The following is a 16,537-nucleotide window of genomic DNA, read 5'->3' as shown; positions in this document are numbered from 1 at the left end:
GATAGAGAGTTAAATTTTAGTAAAACACAAAACAAGTGATACTATAACTTTAACCAAGTAATTCCATAGCATCTTTGTATACACTAACTAGCGAAGCTAAAGTAACAAAAGCACCGATGATTAAAAAAATCATTTCAATTTTTTTTCTTTTATTCTCTTTTATTTTTTCCTTTTTATCTTCTTCTTGATTTTGCTCAATATGCAAAATATCAACAAGATTTTCTATTTGAATTTTTAATTCTTGATGTTGCTCTAAAATATTATAATAATGAAATATAATTTTCCATATTGTGTGTTTTTGTTGGTAGTTATAATGTATTGGGTTGCTAAAAAAATATTTCAAATTAAAAACATAAAAATCTTTTTTAATATCAATAACATCATGGTAGTTTTCTTTATCTATAATACTTGAAGTCAAATTCAAATAATACTCCATTTTCTCACGATAAGCCAAAGAAAGTGCAAACATAGTCATTGTATCTTTAAATTTACTTTCACAATTGTTAAATTTAGCCTGAAACAAAAAGCCTTTTTCTGAAAACACAACTTTAATGTCTGGATTATCATAACAATTTGATTTATCTATTTTTAATGTAAAACTACCTCTTAATAGTTGCGATATTTTACCATCATTCATATTTTCATCAGTATAAGCAACTATATAATCTATCACGCTTTTTTTAAATTGACAATACTCTTGACCTACGAAAACTCCATCTTTTATACATATAATACATATATCAAAAATTTTATATATTAGTATTGTACCTTTGGTATAATTTTGGTCTTCTATATTGGTATAAATTTCTAAATTTTGCGCCAAAAAGATATGAAAAAAATCCTTTAGCCTTGTATCTTTTTTAAATTTATCCTTGCAAAAATTTTCGATAATTTTAACTTGATATATATTTACCATAATATCTTCCTAATATTTGCAATATATTTTAATTTAAAATATTATTATTGTACAACTAAAAATAAATTATAGGTTTTCATATTTGAGTAAAATCTAGATTAGTGGTGCGGATGAAAGGACTTGAACCTTCACGCATTGCTGCACCAGATCCTAAGTCTGGCGTGTCTGCCAATTTCACCACATCCGCAAAAGTGGTACGCTCAAGAGGATTCGAACCTCTGACCTACGGCTTAGAAGGCCGTTGCTCTATCCAGCTGAGCTATGAGCGCAAAAAAATAAAAGTAACAATAGGCTTATGGTGCGCCCGATAGGAATCGAACCCATAACCTACAGATCCGAAGTCTGTCGCTCTATCCAGTTGAGCTACGAGCGCTGATGGGGTGAGTGATGGGAATCGAACCCACGACCCTCAGGACCACAATCTGATGCTCTAACCGACTGAGCTACACTCACCATTTATAAAAATGGTCGGGGTGAAAGGATTCGAACCTTCGGCCCCTTGGTCCCAAACCAAGTGCGCTAACCAGACTGCGCTACACCCCGATGTATAAAAATAAAGCGTTATTTTACATAAAAAAATATTAAAAGTCAAGATAAATAAGAATATTTAGCATAAAAAATGCTAAATATTTTAAGAATTATTTGTTTGTTTTTTTTGTGAAATGATGTTTAAAATTTCAACTACCAAAGAAAAGGCCATAGCTACATAAATATAGGCCTTATCTATATGAATATCAAAACTTTCACATACTAAAACAAAACCTATCATTACTAAAAATGCCAAAGCTAAAATTTTAATGTTTGGATATTTTTCTACAAAATCTGCAATTGGTTTAGAAGCAAAAAGCATTACTAATACTGCAATAATAACAGCAATAATCATAATCTCTATATCTTGAGCAATACCCACAGCAGTAATAACACTATCTAGAGAAAATACTATATCTATCACAGCTATTTCAGCAACTACAATCCAAAGTTTATTGCTGATTTTTATATTACTTTGACTTTCCTCTTGATGTGTTATACTTTCTTTGATTTCTTTGATAGATTTAACTATCAAAAACAATCCTCCAAGCAAAAGCACCAAATCCCTACCTGAAATTTCATTCCCTAATATACTAAATAAAGGTGTGACAAGCTTCATAACCCAAAACAAAGACAATAACAATAAAATTCTAGTAATCATCGCAAAAGCAAGGCCTAAAACTCTACCCTTATCTCTATGTTCTGGTGGTAATTTAGAAACCAAAATAGCCAAGAAAATGATATTATCAATCCCTAGCACAATCTCTAAAGCTGTAAGCGTAAGCAACACTACCCACGCATCCACACTAAAAATCCACTCAAACATTTAACTTCCTTAAAATAAAAAGCGTAATTATAATGATAAAAAATTAATCATTTTCAAAAATTTCAACAATAGTTGCAGGTAAAATTTCATACTCTAATTTATGAATTTTATCTTCAAATTCTTCAAAGCTTAGTTTAGCTTTTTCAAACGCCTTTTGAGCAATGATTTTACCACCATCAAGCTCTTCGTTAACCCAATGCACGCTAACACCCGCAAGTTTCATATCGCTCTCATAACTTTCTTTGATAGCATGAGCACCTTTAAATAAAGGAAGCAAAGAAGGATGAAGATTAATAGCTTTTATATTTTGAGTGAAAATAGGACTTAAAATTCGCATAAATCCTGCTAAGATGGTCAGATCTGCTTGACTTTCTTTTATAATTTTTACTAATTCTGCATCAAATTCTTCTCTTGAAGTAAATTTTTCATGCTCTATAATTTGAGTATTAAGGTTATATTTTAAAGCTCTTTGTATACCATAAGCTTCTTTTTTATTGCACACGCATAAAACCACTTCAAAGGTATTTTTACCAAAAGTTTTTTTATGTAATTTTGCTAAAATATTTTCCAAATTACTTCCATTACCACTAAATAAAATTGCTAATTTTATAAGCATTTTAACCCCTTTATCAATTTTAAAGCATCAAAACTAATTTTGTTTTTCTTATAATTTTTAGCTACTAAAGCATGAGCTAATACTGCATTTTTAGCAGCTTCTAAAGCATTAAATTTAGCTCCAAGCAAAGCTGCTATCATACCACTTAACACATCCCCACTTCCACCTTTTGCTAAAGCTTCATTGCCACAATTTACTATAAAAAATTTTTCTTTTTGAGCAATAATAGGATTAGCTCCTTTTAATACCAAAACACATTGAAATTTAGAACTAAACTTTCTTGCATAAAAAAAGCGTTTGTTTTGAATTTCTTCTACGCTTATATCCTCATTAAAACAAAGTTTTAAAAGCATACAAAATTCTTTAGGATGAGGGGTTAAAACAACATCTTCTCTAGCAAGATATGAAGGTAAATTTTCACTTTGAAAGCAATTTGCGTCTAAAACCAAAGGAATGTTTTTTAATCTTTCATCTTTTAAAATACTTAAATCATCAAGTCCCATACCTATAGCAGCTGCATTTATTTTGCTTTCAATATCATCTTTTAGCATAATCAAAGGTGAAAAACTTTCTTTAGCCACTAAAGATACAAGTCCTGCTCCAAATTCTAAAGCACCAAGTCCAGCTAGAGTACCTGCACTTTTATTTGCAAAAATATAAACATGGCCAAAATCGCCTTTATTTGAGTTAATCTTTTTTGTAATAAGTTTTAAATCTTTTTTTTCTAGTAAAAAACTTGAAGTATTTTGCATATAAGGTTTTAAACCCAAATTTGCAATTTTAATTTTACCTACAAATTCTTTTGCAAAATCTTCTAATAAAATTTCTTTAATCACTCCCATGCAAAGAGTATAATCAGCCTTAAAACATAGCTCTTGTCCAAGCCCGCTAGGAACATCACAAGCTATTTTTAAAGCCTTACTTTTAGCAATTTTTTTAAAAATTCTTTGCAAATTTTCATCTAAAGCTTTATTTAAACCACTCCCAAAAACACAATCAACAATGATGTCAAAATCTTTAAATTTAGGTTCTTTTTTTAAAAATTTAAAACCTATATTTTTTAAAATTTGCTCTTGCTTGATAAACATTGTATTTTTTTTATATGGCATAACAAAAGCAAAAGCTTTTTTTAAATGCCTTATAGCCACAAGTCCATCAGCTCCATTTCCACCAGTACCGAGCAAAAATAAAATTTTGGCATTTTTTATGTTTTTACTTTTTTTCTTAATCAAATTTGCAAGCTCTATGCCTGCATTTTCCATCATTAAAAACTCATCCAAACCTTTTTCAATAAGTTTTTTTTCATAAGAAATATTATCTTTAAATACTGCTTTCATCGCTCATCTCACATTTTATAAATTTTTGAGTTTTAGCGCCTAGCTCTTTAAGCTTTATCACTCTTGAAGCGATATTTCCACTTCCATGAGTAAGCTTTGTTTGCATATTATCTACATTTGTGTTTAATCTTTTAACATTTTCTTTGATTTTTTCAAAATCATCCAAAACGCCTGCAAATTTATCATGAAATTTACCCAGTTCATCAAAAGCTTTTAAGATATTTTCATTACTTTGTATATTTTTCCATGAAATATTTATAGTATTTAATGCCATAAAAAGAGTGTTTGGTGTAGTTAAATAAACCTTTTTTTTATAAGCGTATTGATAAATTTCAAGATCTACATTTAAAATCAAATCTAGAATATTTTGATAAGGTATAAAAAGCAAAACAAACTCATAAGTGTGTTTATCATACTGCATATAAGGCTTTTTAGCTAACTCATCAATCCTTGATTTTAGATTATAAGCCAAATCAAGACAGGTATTTTTACTAATATCTTCAAAACTAAAATCACTTGGTAGAGAAAATTTTGCATCTATAACTATACTTTTTTGTTTATCTAAAAACACAACCGCATCAGGAATGTAAGTTTTACCCTCATCTTGAAATCTCTCTTGCAATTTATACTGCACACCCTCTACTAAACCACTATTTTCTAAAACTGATTTTAGTTGTAATTCTGCAAAATTACCACGAATTTTTTTATCTCCTTTTAAAATTTTAGCTAGCTTATCTGCATTTTCTCCCATATTTTGACTAAATTTAAACATATGATCAATTTGTGTTTTAATGCTAACTTCATTTTGACTGAGTTTTTCACTATATTCTTTAACACTTTTTTTCACAGGCAAGAAAATTTCTTCTAAGATTTTTTTTGTATCTTCATTGAGCATAAGTTTGTTTTGATTTAAGATACTAGCATTTTGTTTTTGGAAATTTTGCTCTAGCTCTTGTTTTAATCCCGCCAAACTTTGTTTATATTTTTCTTCTAATTTTATTAAGGTTTGAGTGTATTCTTCTTTTAAATTTGCACGCTCTTTTAAATGCATATTTAAAAGTTCTTGTTGAGTTTGTTCTTTTTGTGCTAATTTTGCCTCTAAAGCTTCATTTTTAGATAAATACGATATTTTTTCATCTAAAAGTTTGGAATTTTTTTCTATAAGTGTAGTTTTTTCAAACTCTAAATTAGAAAGTTGATTTTGCAAAGTCATATTGTTTTGATTTAAAAATTCTAACTTTACTTTTTCTTTCTGACTTTTAAATACCACCCATACAAAAGCTAAAATTACAACAGCCAAAAAAGCTATTAAGATATTTTCCATTTTTAAGCCTTTGCTTTTTCAAGGAAATAAATATTTTTCTCATTTGCTTCTTTAAATTGTTTCATCTTTGGTAAAAGTTCTTTCATCAAAGCTTTGAAATTTTTAAAGCCGAAATTTTGTGGAATAAAATTTGCATGTTTTCTGTTCATATTGGTACGAATTTGAGCATATTCTGCGCGACCTTTTTCTTCTATCAAAGCCTCTGCGATATTGATTAAATCTTTGATATATTCTTTTTCAATTATGACTTTTGTTTTTGATTTATCTTGATCTAAATAAAAGAATTCACTAAAGGAATTCACATAAGATTTTACAGCTTGCTTTAAACCCATGCCTATAACTTGTTTTTTATTTTCTTTTAGCTTCTGTATCAAACTAGTATAATCACTATCGCTTGATACAATAATAAAAATATCAATATCTTTTTCATAAAAAACACTCATAATATCAGTAATTAAATACATATCACTTGAATTTTTATTAGCTAAAAAATTAAATTGTTGCATAGCAATGATAGAATATTGTGCGATTTGTTCTTTCCAATTTTGTATATTTTTTTGAGTCCAATCTCCATAAATTCGCTTTATAACAATTTCTCCATAATCAGAAGCAATACCAAAAATCGATTTTGCGTATTTTGAAGGAATATTTTCCGCATCTATAAAAATTGCTATGCTTTTATTTTCCATTTTTGCTCCTAAATATTTCTCATTCTAAAACTTAATGCTTTTAAAATATGAGTTTTTAAAATCAACTCACTTTGCTCTAAATCTGCAATGGTTCTTGCTACTTTTATAGTTTTATTTACCCCTCTTTGAGAAAGATTATATGAATTTATAGCCTTTTGCAAAATTTCATTAGCAGAAGACTCTAAAATACAAAATTGTTTCATCTGCTCATCATTTAATTTAGCATTAAACTCTTCTTGCTGTCTTTGTTTTTGAAATAAAAATCCTTTAAATACCATCTCGCTCATTTGCTCTGATGTTAAACTCATTTTATCCTTATATGAAATTTCATCCATAGCTACATAAAGATCAATCCTATCTAAAATAGGAGATGAAATTTTATTTTTATATTTTTTAATTTCTATCTCTTGGCAACGACAATTTTGATTTTTAGAAAATAAATTTCCACAAGGACAAGGATTTTGCGCACAAGCAAATAAAAATTTAGTTTCATAAATCACTTTGGTATTAACTCTTGAAATAAGAATTTTAAAATCCTCCAATGGCTCTCTTAAACTTTCTATGATTTGTTTTGAAAAATGGGGAAACTCATCAAAAAACAAAACTCCTCCATTTGCAAGTGCTATTTCTCCTATCTTGGCATTTTTAGTTCCTCCACCAAAAATACTAGCCCTAGTACTTGTATGATGAGGACTTCTAAAAACCCTACTAGCGCTAAAATCATCATCTAAAGAATTTAATGACTTATAAGCGTTTTGAGCTAAAATTTCTTTCAAGCTTTGCGGTGGCATGATAAAAGGAAGTCTTTTAGCACACATACTTTTACCGCTACCTGGACTACCTTCAAATAAAATATTATGCATTCCTAAAGCTGCTATTATACAAGCAAATTTAGCATTTTCTTGGCCTTTAACTTCCTTAAAATCATAAGGAAAGCTAGTGTTTTTTATATATTTTTCCCCATTAAGTTTTATAGCATTTTCAAATAAAGGATGAGCATTGCATATATGATAATTCTCATATTTTTTTTCTTTAAAAAAATCTACAGCCTGGGCTAAATTTTCTAAAGCATAAATTGTTAAATTAGGTATCATTGAAGCTTTTTGTGCTATGGCTTTTGGTACTACTACTTTAGCATTTTGTATTTTTGTACTTAAAAAAAGCAAGATAGAAAATAAACTAGCAGTGCTTTTTATACTCCCATCTAATCCAAGTTCTCCAAAAACAAAAAAATCATCTAAAATTTCTTTTTGAAATAAAATCAAAATTGCAATAGCTAAGTCAAAATGAGAACCATTTTTGGGAATATCCGAAGGACTTAAGTTGATAGTAATTTTTTGTGCTGGAAAGCTAAAATTCTGACTTAACAAAGTTGCTTTAATTCTTTCAGTGCTTTCTTTGATGGTAGAGTTTGCAAGACCCACTATGCTAAAGCCTGGCAAACCTCTTGTGAAAGTTGATTCTACATCGATGATATCAAGTTCTGTAGAAAAACTTGCACATTTTAGCTTTTTCATTTATTCTTTTTGGATTTTTTCTTAAAGTCTTTATCAAATTTTTGACGCTTTAAAAAAGAAAGTTTTTCTATAAATAAATGTCCATCAAGATGATCAACTTCATGTTGGATAGCCACTGCTAAAAACTCATGTGCTCGCAAACTTTGTGGCTTTCCAAACCTATCTTGATAGTCAAGTTGTATATTTTTATAACGCATTACATCTTCATAAAAACCTGGTATACTTAAACAACCCTCATTACAAGAAATTCTTTCATCATCTAAAGGTGTTATAATGGGATTGATGATTTCTAAAAGAGTTTGTTTGTCTTCTTTTTGCTCACCTTCTTCATCACCAATATCTACAAGTAAAGCTCTAATTGGCACATCAACTTGGATAGCTGCCAAACCTACACCTTTATTAGCTATCATTGTTTCATACATATCATCTAAAAGTATATGTAAATCTTTATCAAAATTTTCTACTTTTTTTGATTCTAAAAATAATCTTGGATTAGGATAGGTAATTATCTTTCTTATCATTTTTCTTTTTCCACTATTACAAAAGGTTCTAAATTTTTTCCCGAGTCTTTTAAAGCTTCAATGCATTTTTCTATTAATTCTTCACCTTTGCTGTCACTATTAACTGCACTAATAGCAACCTCCACATCTGCCTCTATTTCTTTATCTGCTAAGAAAAAATTTGAATTTTCTAAGGATTCTAAAATTTTATTGCATATTTCTTGTGCTTTTTCTAAATTAGTATGAGAGATCATTATAGCAAAAATATTATTTCCACAATGTGCTACTATATCACTTGAAGAAACATTTTTACTAAAAATTTTACAAACACTTTTTAAAAAGGCATTTTTCTCTTTTTGAGTATAAGTTTGCTCTAAAATTTCCTCTTTTACTCTAAAGAATATCAAAGAGGTATAATAATTATATTTAGCATTACTCTCTATGCTTTTTTCCAAATTTTCTAAAAAATATTTTTTATTAAAAACTCCAAATTTAGAGTCAAAATCACTCTGCTCTTCTATATGTTTATAAGTCTGTCTAACCTCATCAAAATTTTCTTTAATCTCATCTGAATACTTATCTAAAATGCTAGAAAATCTTGAAAGGTCTGTTTCAAGGGCATGGATTACATTAGAAACAGCTAAATTTCCTGTACTAATAGCAAGTTCTGAATTACGCCTTTTTAGCATATCTTTAACTGTTTCAAGATGCCTATAAATCATGGCAATATATTGCAATAATGCCGAAGTAGAATTAAAACTTTTCTTTATTTCTTGTTCTATATTTGCACGCTTAAGACCATCATCATTTTGCTCAAATTCCATAATCTCACCAACTTTTTTCTTAAAAGCTCCTGGACGCTCTTCAAGCATTTTTTGAAAATAAACCCCATAATTAGTAGGAGTTGGAGGCACATTATCTTTTACAAGTTCAGTTAAAATAGATTTCGCAAATTTCTCAAATTCGCCTCCACTAATTTTTTGAATTTTTGGAGCTTCTTTGGCTGGAGTTGGATCGCTATTTAAATTTAAATCAGCAAATAAATCATCATCTAGCATTGCTTTGTTTCCTTATTTAAAACTTTTTTCCAAAACCTTATCTATTAAACCATATTCCTTAGCCTCTATAGCACTCATAAAAAAATCTCTATCGGTATCTTTTTCTATTTTAGAAAGTTTTTGCTTAGTATTTTTTGCCAAAATATCATTTAAAATCGCTTTTAATCTTAGAATTTCTTTTGCCTGAATTTCTATATCTGTTGCTTGTCCTCTTGCACCACCTAGTGGTTGGTGGATCATAATTCTTGAATTTGGCAGAGCAAATCTTTTCCCTGGAGTACCACAACTAAGCAAAAATGCACCCATAGAAGCAGCTTGACCAATACAAATAGTACTTACATCAGCTTTAATATAATTCATCGTATCATAAATACTAAATCCACTTGTCACAACCCCGCCTGGTGAGTTAATATAAAGATAAATATCTTTTTGAGGATCTTCAGCTTCTAAAAACAAAAGCTGTGCCACGATAGAAGCAGCAAGATCATCATTGATCTCGCCACTTAGCATGATAATCCTATCTTTTAAAAGTCTTGAGTATATATCATAACTTCTTTCGCCTCTGCTTGTTTTTTCAACTACATAGGGTATATATGAACTCATTATTTTTCACTTTCTTTTTCGGTTTTCTTTTTATCATTTTTTTTAAAAATATCAGCAAAAAGTTTTTCTTCAATTAAAGACATTTTAATGGCAGGTAATGCACCTTGCTTTTTATAATTATCTAAATGTTCTTGTGGGTTAAAACCATATCTATAAGCTTCAAAATAAATTGCTTGGATTAATTCCTGATCGCTTACTGTAACATTTCTAAGTTTTGCTAGCTCATCTATAATGAAAGTTAATTTTACGCTTTTTTGCGCATCTTCTTTGAAACTCTCTCTTTTTTCTTTATATTTAGCCTCATCTTTAAATTCTTTTAATTCCTCTTCGCTTAAAGTTCTTAAAGAGCTTCTAAATTGCATATCTGTTTCTTGCTCTACTATATTTCTTGGTAAAACAAAGTCAAACTTAGCTACTAAAGCTTCTGCAAATTGATTTTTAAGCTCATCATTAATAAGTTTAAAGATTTTTTCATTTTTTAGTTGTTCTTTTAATTTTGCGTCTAATTTTTCAACACTTGGCTCTTTTTCTTCAGGAAGTAAGTTTTTTAAAAGCTCTTCATTTAATTCAGGTAATTTAAGTTCTTGAATTTCATGAATTTTTACTTTAAATACCGCATCTTTTCCTGCTAAATGTGCTGCACCATATTCTTTTGGAAAAGTTACATTAATATCTTTTTCTTCACCTGCTTTTAAACCAATCATACCTTCTTCAAATCCTGGTATGAATTGTTTTGAACCAATCTCTAAAACATAATTTTGAGCTTTTCCACCATCAAAAGCTTTACCATCAACAAAACCTTCAAAATCAAATTTAGCAAAATCGCTTTCTTTTAAAGCTCTTGCTTCTTTAATCGCTTCAGGAGTAGCAAATCTTTTTAATAATTCTTCTTTTTTTGCATCAATTTCTTTTTGAGTTACTTTTGGTGTATTATAAGTTGGAATTAGTTCTTCATATCCATCTAATTTTACTTCTGGCTTAAAAGATAATACCATTTGAGCTTCAATATCGCCATCTTTTCTATCAAATTTTTCAAAATATGGCTCACCTACTAAATCTTTAGCCTCTTTTTTAACTTCTTTTAAAGCACCATCTACAGCATTTCTTAAAAGATCTTGCTCCGCATCTCTTGTAAGCTCTTTTTCATATCTTTTAAGTATAGCAGCAACAGGAACTTTTCCTGCTCTAAAACCATCCATTTTCATAGTTTTAGACGCTTTTTTAGCTAATTTTTCAACTTCTGCTTTAATAGCTCCTTGAGCAATTTTCACAGTAGCATTTGCATTTGCAAAATCAATTAGTTTTGCTGTAACTTCCATAATATTTTCCCTTTTTAAATAAAATTTCTTGATAATATACCAAAATTTTCCTTATCACTTTATATAAAAATAAAAATATGTTAAAATTTTAATTTTTGATGGAGAAAAAATGCAAGAAAAATTTGAACAATCAGTAAAAAATATGTTAGAAATTATCGGGGAAAATCCGCAAAGAGAAGGACTTTTAAAAACCCCTACAAGAGTTTTTAAAGCTTTTGAATTTTTAAATAGTGGTTATAAACAAGATCCAAAACAAATACTAAATGATGCCTTATTTGAAAGCTCAAACAACGAAATGGTTTTAGTAAGAGATATAGAATTTTATAGTCTTTGCGAGCATCATCTTTTACCTTTTTTTGGGCGCGTACATGTTGCGTATATACCGGATAAAAAAGTCGTAGGTCTTAGTAAAATTCCACGCCTTGTGGAAGTTTTTGCAAGACGCTTGCAAATTCAAGAACAACTCACAGAACAAATCGCAGAATCTTTAATGGAACATGTAGGTGCAAAAGGTGTTGGAGTAGTTATTGAAGCAAGACACATGTGTGTTGAAATGCGTGGGGTGCAAAAAGCAAATTCTACTACTAGCACTTCAGCACTAAGAGGTAGCTTTTTAAAAAGTGAAAAAACAAGAAAAGAATTTTTCAATTTAATTAACTCGGCAAAACAGGTTAGATTTTAATGGGTTTAGAAAAACTTCGTAGTAAAATTGCTTCACAAAATCTTGCTAGTGTTTTTGGTCAGATTACTAAAATTTCAAGTACTAGTATAGAAATAAATGGCTTAAAAACTAGCATAGGTGATATCATTAAAATAGTTTCTAGTGAAGATGAGAGTAAAGAAGCTATGGCTATGGTGGTAGAAGTAGATGAAAATTTAAGCTATTTGAGTCCTTTTGGTTTTGTGGAAGGTTTTAAAATAGGCGATCGTGCTTTTATTAACGATGCAGGTATGCAAATAGGAGTTAGTGATGAACTTTTAGGAAGAGTAGTCGATCCTTTTATGCGACCAAAAGATGGTAAAGGACCTATTGAGGCAAGTAAATTTATGCCTATTATGCGAGCACCTATTGATGCAATGAAGCGAGGTTTGATAGAAGAAGTTTTTCCAGTAGGTGTTAAAACAATAGATGCACTTTTAACTTGCGGGGTAGGACAAAAGCTTGGGATTTTTGCAGGAAGTGGGGTTGGTAAATCAACTCTTATGGGTATGATAGTGAAAAATTCCAAAGCTCCTATTAAAGTTATAGCTTTAATAGGAGAGCGCGGTAGAGAAATTCCTGAATTTATACAAAAAAATCTTGGTGGTAAACTTGATGATACTGTCATCATCGTTGCAACAAGTGATGATAGCGCGCTGATGAGAAAATACGGAGCATTTTGTGCTATGAGTGTGGCTGAATATTTTAAAGAACAAGGTAAAGATGTGTTATTTATCATGGATAGCGTAACGCGTTTTGCTATGGCTCAAAGAGAAATAGGTCTTGCCCTAGGTGAACCACCTACAACAAAAGGTTATCCGCCAAGCGTTTTAAGTCTTTTACCTCAGCTTATGGAAAGAACAGGAAAGGAAGAAGGTAAAGGCACCATAACAGCTTTTTTTACCGTGTTGGTTGATGGGGATGATATGAGTGATCCAATAGCTGATCAAAGCAGATCTATCCTAGATGGGCATATAGTGCTTAGTCGCGAACTCACTGACTTTGGAATTTATCCACCTATAAATATACAAAATTCAGCCTCAAGGGTTATGGGGGATATTATCAGTGATGAACATAAGCTAGCTGCTAGAAAATTTAAGCGTTTAAATTCTTTGCTTAAAGAAAATGAAGTGCTATTGCGTATTGGTGCTTATCAAAAAGGCACCGATAAAGAACTCGATCAAGCTATTGCTAAAAAAGATTTTATGCAGCAATTTTTAAGTCAAAATCCTGAAGAAAGTTTTGAATTTGAAGATACGATTAATATGCTTAAGATGATTGATACATAATAGTTGGAATATTTTTTGCTTTTTTTAATAAAAAAGTCATGAAAAAAGGATAGATCATGTCAAATATAGCATTTTTAGATCATCAACAAAGCTTAGGTTTAAAATATACCGATATTTGTCAAAATATTTTTGAAAGAGAAATTTTTACACATATGTTTTTAGAATGCATAAGTTTTGTTTTACTAGAAGATAAAGCAAAATTAAAATATTTAAAAATTATCGCTTCAAAAGAAGATTTTATAATCGAATTTAAAATCAATAATCAAAAAAAATCTTTTATTATTAATAATAAAAAAGTTCTAAATGAAGAATTCAGTGCAAAAAGAATGACTCAAGATGAATATGAAAGAGAAGTGGCGAGAATTTATCAAATCGAAAGATATTTAAAAGCCCAAAATAATCTTCAAAATTTTTCTAATGAAATTAGCACTACAATGAAAAATCTTTTTAAAGATATGGATGAATTTAAAAATTATATCGATATGCTTGAAGCAAAAGAAAACACCCACAATCATTACTTATCAAAAATTTATAATATAGCTTAATATTTACCAAACTTTGCCGATAATACCTTTGATCCAAACAAAAGGAGTATGTTATGGGCGAAGTTACAAACAATCAAGCAAACTTAATGCTTAACATTGCAACTACTATGATGAAAAAAACCATAGAAGTTAATGAAAATGCAGTAATGCAAGTACTTGAAGGCGTAAATGCAAACCCTGCTCCAACTACTACTCCTACTGCTAGTTCAGGATTACTTGACATTTACGCTTAAAATTTTTCTCTTCAATTCAAAAATTTTGGCATAGCTTTTGCTTTTTAAAAGTTAAGCAATATTTTTGAAGAGAAGAGTTATGTTTGTAAATTCTAATGTTAATCCGTATCAGAATTTTGCAAATTATCCTTTTGCAAAAACTGGACACATAGAAGAAAAAAAAGAAAATACTAATATTAAAAGTGATTTACTTGATATCAATGGTTCTAATTTAGACTATAAAATTACTTATGCAAGTGAATTTGGTTTTAGAATCAATGAGCAAGGTTTTTTTGAAAAAGATCTTAATAAAGCAGCTGCTTTGCCTCTTGATTATGATATTAATATAAAAAGTATAAGAGAAATTTCAAAACAACTTATAAAGCTTGATGAGAATTTAAATTATAACAAAATAGATTTACCAAGACTTTTAAACACTTATCACAACACATTAAAAACTATAAATCCACAGTTTCAAAACAATGACAATGATTTTTTAAGTAAAGCTCAAATTTCAGAGTTAAATCAAGGTTATAGTTATACTTATGAGGGTAAAATTTTAAAAGTTTATGAAAATGCTAAAAATTTACAAAATGCAAAAGATTCAAATAAAAATTTAAACACCTTAATGCTTGATAATAAAATAGGTGATTTTGCGTTTAACGCAAGCATAGAAAATACAGCTAGTAATCCTGTTATCAAACCTTATTTAAATAAACAAGGGGAGGTTTCTAAAAGTGGATTGCTGCTCAATTATATTTATCATGATTTAAAAGAACAAAATCACAATAAAGCTAATTTTTTTCTATCGCCTATTGAGTTGGATATGTCCTCTAGTGTAAATTTTCAAAAACTCATGAGAGGTCAAATGAGTATGCAAGATTATATTAATGAAAACAACAAAGAAAAAATGAGTTTTGATTTATATTTATATATCAATGGAGTAGATAAAAACAACACTTCAGAAGATAAGCTTTCAGTTTTCTTTCAACAATATATTAACTATCAACATAGCATTAACATGAAAGAATTTGCCAATTCAAGTTCTATTTATAGTCTTTATAGCGAGCAAGTTAGTAAAGAAATTGAAGTTTTAAAAGAAGAATTCAATCAAAACAATCCTAATATTGATCTTGAAAAAATCAATACTCAAAAAGAACTTTTAGATACTCAATTTTTAGAAAATAGAAAAAAACAAGCTAGTATTAACAAAATTTTACATTCTTATTTAAATGCTATGGCTTAACTTGTGCTAAAATAATAATGTAAATTATTACACAAGTTAAAAACTTACTTGATTTAATATTAAATTTAATATTTTAGTGTATATTAACAAAAAAGATAAAAATTATCCTAATTAAAGGAGTATAATTTGAAAGTATATTTAGATAACAACGCAACAACACAACTTGCACCAGAAGCTTACGAGCTTATGAAGCCTTTTTTAAAAGAGCATTTTGGAAACCCAAATAGCCTTCATCAATGGGGTAGTGCAACCCATCCTGCCTTAAAAGAAGCTATGGATAAACTTTATATAGGTGTAGGAGCAAGTGATTTAGATGATATTATTATCACTTCCTGTGCTACAGAAAGTATCAATTGGGTGTTAAAAGGTGTGTATTTTGATAAAATTTTAAATAACGATAGAAATGAAGTAATTATTTCTAGCGTGGAACATCCCGCAGTAGCTGCTAGTGCTATGTTTTTAAAATCTTTAGGGGTAAAAGTTATAGAACTTGGTGTTGATCATGAGGGTGTTTCTAGCGTAAAAGATTTAAAAGAAGTTATTTCAGATAAAACTGCCCTAGTGAGTATTATGTGGGCAAATAATGAAACTGGTATGATTTTTCCTATAGAAGAAATGGCTCAAATTACTCATGAATACGGAGCGTTATTCCATACTGATGCAACCCAAGCTGTTGGGAAAATCAAAGTTAATTTTGCAAAAGCTGGAGTTGATTTTGCTTCATTTTCTGCACATAAATTCCATGGTCCAAAAGGAGTTGGTGGGCTTTATATTAAACAAGATATAGAACTAACTCCACTTTTACATGGTGGTGAGCATATGGGTGGCAGAAGAAGTGGAACTTTAAATGTGCCATATATTATAGCAATGGCAGAAGCTTTAAGAATTGCAAATACTATGCTTGACTTTGAAAATTCACACATTAGAAAATTAAGAGACAAACTAGAAGATTTAATTTTAGCAATGCCTGATACAAGCGTAGTTGGAGATAGATCAAGAAGAGTTCCAAATACAATTTTAGCAAGCATTAAAGGCGTAGAAGGTGAAGCTATGCTTTGGGATTTAAATAAAAATGGTATAGCAGCAAGCACTGGATCAGCCTGCGCTAGTGAAGCACTTGAGAGCAACCCTATCATGGAAGCAATTGGTGCTGAAAATGATTTAGCTCATACTGCCCTAAGACTTTCTTTATCTAGATTTAACACAGAAGATGAAATTGATTATGCAGCAGAGCAGATAAAAAAAGCAACGCAAAGACTTAGAGCAATCTCAAGTACTTATGCGTATAAGCCTGAAAATATTTAAAGGATAA

General features: G+C 29.4%; 17 protein-coding genes and 5 tRNA genes. 6 read left to right on the top strand and 16 right to left on the bottom strand.

Annotated elements, in window-relative coordinates; translation table 11 throughout:
• Positions 1 to 49: 49 nt before the first annotated feature.
• The 16 genes from L8Y18_RS05960 to tig form a co-directional block, all read right to left on the bottom strand.
• Positions 50 to 916 carry a hypothetical protein gene (locus L8Y18_RS05960; protein ID WP_263659583.1) on the bottom strand — a complete coding sequence of 289 codons (867 nt, stop codon included), beginning with the start codon at positions 914 to 916 and terminating at the stop codon, positions 50 to 52.
• Between the two features lie 102 nt (positions 917 to 1,018).
• Positions 1,019 to 1,103: transfer RNA gene (locus L8Y18_RS05955), tRNA-Leu, on the bottom strand.
• A gap of 5 nt (positions 1,104 to 1,108) precedes the next feature.
• Positions 1,109 to 1,185, bottom strand: a tRNA-Arg gene (locus L8Y18_RS05950).
• Positions 1,186 to 1,212: 27 nt separating this feature from the next.
• Positions 1,213 to 1,289 (bottom strand) — tRNA-Arg (locus L8Y18_RS05945).
• Between the two features lie 3 nt (positions 1,290 to 1,292).
• Positions 1,293 to 1,369: transfer RNA gene (locus L8Y18_RS05940), tRNA-His, on the bottom strand.
• A 12-nt stretch (positions 1,370 to 1,381) separates the two neighbouring features.
• A tRNA-Pro gene (locus L8Y18_RS05935) sits at positions 1,382 to 1,459 on the bottom strand.
• An 88-nt stretch (positions 1,460 to 1,547) separates the two neighbouring features.
• Entirely contained in the window at positions 1,548 to 2,270 is a 723-nt protein-coding gene (locus tag L8Y18_RS05930) for a TerC family protein (RefSeq protein WP_220566477.1), read from the bottom strand.
• 43 nt (positions 2,271 to 2,313) lie between these two features.
• Positions 2,314 to 2,886, bottom strand: coding sequence for a phosphoribosylglycinamide formyltransferase (gene purN, locus L8Y18_RS05925; protein ID WP_263659582.1), 573 nt, complete (start codon positions 2,884 to 2,886; stop codon positions 2,314 to 2,316).
• Entirely contained in the window at positions 2,877 to 4,223 is a 1,347-nt protein-coding gene (locus L8Y18_RS05920) for an NAD(P)H-hydrate dehydratase (protein WP_263659581.1), read from the bottom strand. The genes purN and L8Y18_RS05920 overlap by 10 nt, the downstream gene beginning before the upstream one ends.
• A complete protein-coding gene (gene rmuC / locus L8Y18_RS05915; RefSeq protein ID WP_263676453.1) occupies positions 4,207 to 5,547 on the bottom strand; it encodes a DNA recombination protein RmuC in 1,341 nt (446 codons plus the stop codon). Before rmuC ends, L8Y18_RS05920 begins: the two co-directional genes overlap by 17 nt.
• A gap of 2 nt (positions 5,548 to 5,549) precedes the next feature.
• Entirely contained in the window at positions 5,550 to 6,236 is a 687-nt protein-coding gene (locus tag L8Y18_RS05910; RefSeq protein ID WP_263660669.1) for an NYN domain-containing protein, read from the bottom strand.
• 8 nt (positions 6,237 to 6,244) lie between these two features.
• Positions 6,245 to 7,753, bottom strand: coding sequence for a YifB family Mg chelatase-like AAA ATPase (locus L8Y18_RS05905; RefSeq protein WP_263665685.1), 1,509 nt, complete (start codon positions 7,751 to 7,753; stop codon positions 6,245 to 6,247).
• Complete coding sequence (def, locus tag L8Y18_RS05900; RefSeq protein WP_263664912.1) at positions 7,750 to 8,274, bottom strand: peptide deformylase; 525 nt, start codon at positions 8,272 to 8,274, stop codon at positions 7,750 to 7,752. Before def ends, L8Y18_RS05905 begins: the two co-directional genes overlap by 4 nt.
• On the bottom strand, positions 8,271 to 9,311 hold the full coding sequence (locus L8Y18_RS05895; protein WP_133318992.1) for a GGDEF domain-containing protein: 1,041 nt from the start codon (positions 9,309 to 9,311) through the stop codon (positions 8,271 to 8,273). The genes def and L8Y18_RS05895 overlap by 4 nt, the downstream gene beginning before the upstream one ends.
• A gap of 12 nt (positions 9,312 to 9,323) precedes the next feature.
• Positions 9,324 to 9,914: an ATP-dependent Clp endopeptidase proteolytic subunit ClpP gene (gene clpP, locus L8Y18_RS05890; RefSeq protein WP_133318993.1), complete on the bottom strand. Its 591-nt coding sequence runs from the start codon at positions 9,912 to 9,914 to the stop codon at positions 9,324 to 9,326.
• On the bottom strand, positions 9,914 to 11,233 hold the full coding sequence (gene tig, locus L8Y18_RS05885; RefSeq protein ID WP_263676452.1) for a trigger factor: 1,320 nt from the start codon (positions 11,231 to 11,233) through the stop codon (positions 9,914 to 9,916). The genes clpP and tig overlap by 1 nt, the downstream gene beginning before the upstream one ends.
• A gap of 109 nt (positions 11,234 to 11,342) precedes the next feature.
• Between tig and folE the strand changes: the two genes are divergently transcribed.
• The 6 genes from folE to L8Y18_RS05855 all read left to right on the top strand — a co-directional run bounded on the left by folE (position 11,343) and on the right by L8Y18_RS05855 (position 16,530).
• The gene (gene folE, locus L8Y18_RS05880; RefSeq protein ID WP_263676451.1) at positions 11,343 to 11,915 is read left to right on the top strand and encodes a GTP cyclohydrolase I FolE; all 573 of its coding nucleotides are present in this window, start codon (positions 11,343 to 11,345) and stop codon (positions 11,913 to 11,915) included.
• Positions 11,915 to 13,222: a flagellar protein export ATPase FliI gene (fliI, locus tag L8Y18_RS05875; RefSeq protein ID WP_220566469.1), complete on the top strand. Its 1,308-nt coding sequence runs from the start codon at positions 11,915 to 11,917 to the stop codon at positions 13,220 to 13,222. The genes folE and fliI overlap by 1 nt, the downstream gene beginning before the upstream one ends.
• 56 nt (positions 13,223 to 13,278) lie before the next feature.
• Positions 13,279 to 13,767, top strand: coding sequence for a hypothetical protein (locus tag L8Y18_RS05870; RefSeq protein ID WP_133318996.1), 489 nt, complete (start codon positions 13,279 to 13,281; stop codon positions 13,765 to 13,767).
• 53 nt (positions 13,768 to 13,820) lie between these two features.
• Positions 13,821 to 14,000: a putative motility protein gene (locus L8Y18_RS05865; RefSeq protein WP_133318997.1), complete on the top strand. Its 180-nt coding sequence runs from the start codon at positions 13,821 to 13,823 to the stop codon at positions 13,998 to 14,000.
• A 79-nt stretch (positions 14,001 to 14,079) separates the two neighbouring features.
• Positions 14,080 to 15,225: a hypothetical protein gene (locus L8Y18_RS05860; RefSeq protein WP_263664914.1), complete on the top strand. Its 1,146-nt coding sequence runs from the start codon at positions 14,080 to 14,082 to the stop codon at positions 15,223 to 15,225.
• Positions 15,226 to 15,351: 126 nt separating this feature from the next.
• Positions 15,352 to 16,530: a NifS family cysteine desulfurase gene (locus tag L8Y18_RS05855; RefSeq protein ID WP_263676450.1), complete on the top strand. Its 1,179-nt coding sequence runs from the start codon at positions 15,352 to 15,354 to the stop codon at positions 16,528 to 16,530.
• The last annotated feature ends 7 nt before the right edge of the window (positions 16,531 to 16,537 follow it).

The sequence above is a fragment of the Campylobacter sp. CNRCH_2007_0968H genome (assembly GCF_025773245.1).
Lineage (GTDB): Bacteria > Campylobacterota > Campylobacteria > Campylobacterales > Campylobacteraceae > Campylobacter_D > Campylobacter_D lari_D.
This window is presented reverse-complemented; position numbering and strand designations above follow the sequence as displayed.

What these genes read in the sequence shown, in the direction of transcription:
- L8Y18_RS05905 (WP_263665685.1), bottom strand. Translation starts at nt 7,753, where the DNA reads ATGAAAAAGCTAAAATGTGCAAGTTTTTCTACAGAACTTGATATCATC.
- rmuC (WP_263676453.1), bottom strand. Translation starts at nt 5,547, where the DNA reads ATGGAAAATATCTTAATAGCTTTTTTGGCTGTTGTAATTTTAGCTTTT.
- purN (WP_263659582.1), bottom strand. Translation starts at nt 2,886, where the DNA reads ATGCTTATAAAATTAGCAATTTTATTTAGTGGTAATGGAAGTAATTTG.
- L8Y18_RS05865 (WP_133318997.1), top strand. Translation starts at nt 13,821, where the DNA reads ATGGGCGAAGTTACAAACAATCAAGCAAACTTAATGCTTAACATTGCA.
- def (WP_263664912.1), bottom strand. Translation starts at nt 8,274, where the DNA reads ATGATAAGAAAGATAATTACCTATCCTAATCCAAGATTATTTTTAGAA.
- L8Y18_RS05960 (WP_263659583.1), bottom strand. Translation starts at nt 916, where the DNA reads ATGGTAAATATATATCAAGTTAAAATTATCGAAAATTTTTGCAAGGAT.
- L8Y18_RS05870 (WP_133318996.1), top strand. Translation starts at nt 13,279, where the DNA reads ATGTCAAATATAGCATTTTTAGATCATCAACAAAGCTTAGGTTTAAAA.
- L8Y18_RS05930 (WP_220566477.1), bottom strand. Translation starts at nt 2,270, where the DNA reads ATGTTTGAGTGGATTTTTAGTGTGGATGCGTGGGTAGTGTTGCTTACG.
- folE (WP_263676451.1), top strand. Translation starts at nt 11,343, where the DNA reads ATGCAAGAAAAATTTGAACAATCAGTAAAAAATATGTTAGAAATTATC.
- clpP (WP_133318993.1), bottom strand. Translation starts at nt 9,914, where the DNA reads ATGAGTTCATATATACCCTATGTAGTTGAAAAAACAAGCAGAGGCGAA.
- L8Y18_RS05895 (WP_133318992.1), bottom strand. Translation starts at nt 9,311, where the DNA reads ATGCTAGATGATGATTTATTTGCTGATTTAAATTTAAATAGCGATCCA.
- L8Y18_RS05860 (WP_263664914.1), top strand. Translation starts at nt 14,080, where the DNA reads ATGTTTGTAAATTCTAATGTTAATCCGTATCAGAATTTTGCAAATTAT.
- fliI (WP_220566469.1), top strand. Translation starts at nt 11,915, where the DNA reads ATGGGTTTAGAAAAACTTCGTAGTAAAATTGCTTCACAAAATCTTGCT.
- L8Y18_RS05910 (WP_263660669.1), bottom strand. Translation starts at nt 6,236, where the DNA reads ATGGAAAATAAAAGCATAGCAATTTTTATAGATGCGGAAAATATTCCT.
- L8Y18_RS05920 (WP_263659581.1), bottom strand. Translation starts at nt 4,223, where the DNA reads ATGAAAGCAGTATTTAAAGATAATATTTCTTATGAAAAAAAACTTATT.
- tig (WP_263676452.1), bottom strand. Translation starts at nt 11,233, where the DNA reads ATGGAAGTTACAGCAAAACTAATTGATTTTGCAAATGCAAATGCTACT.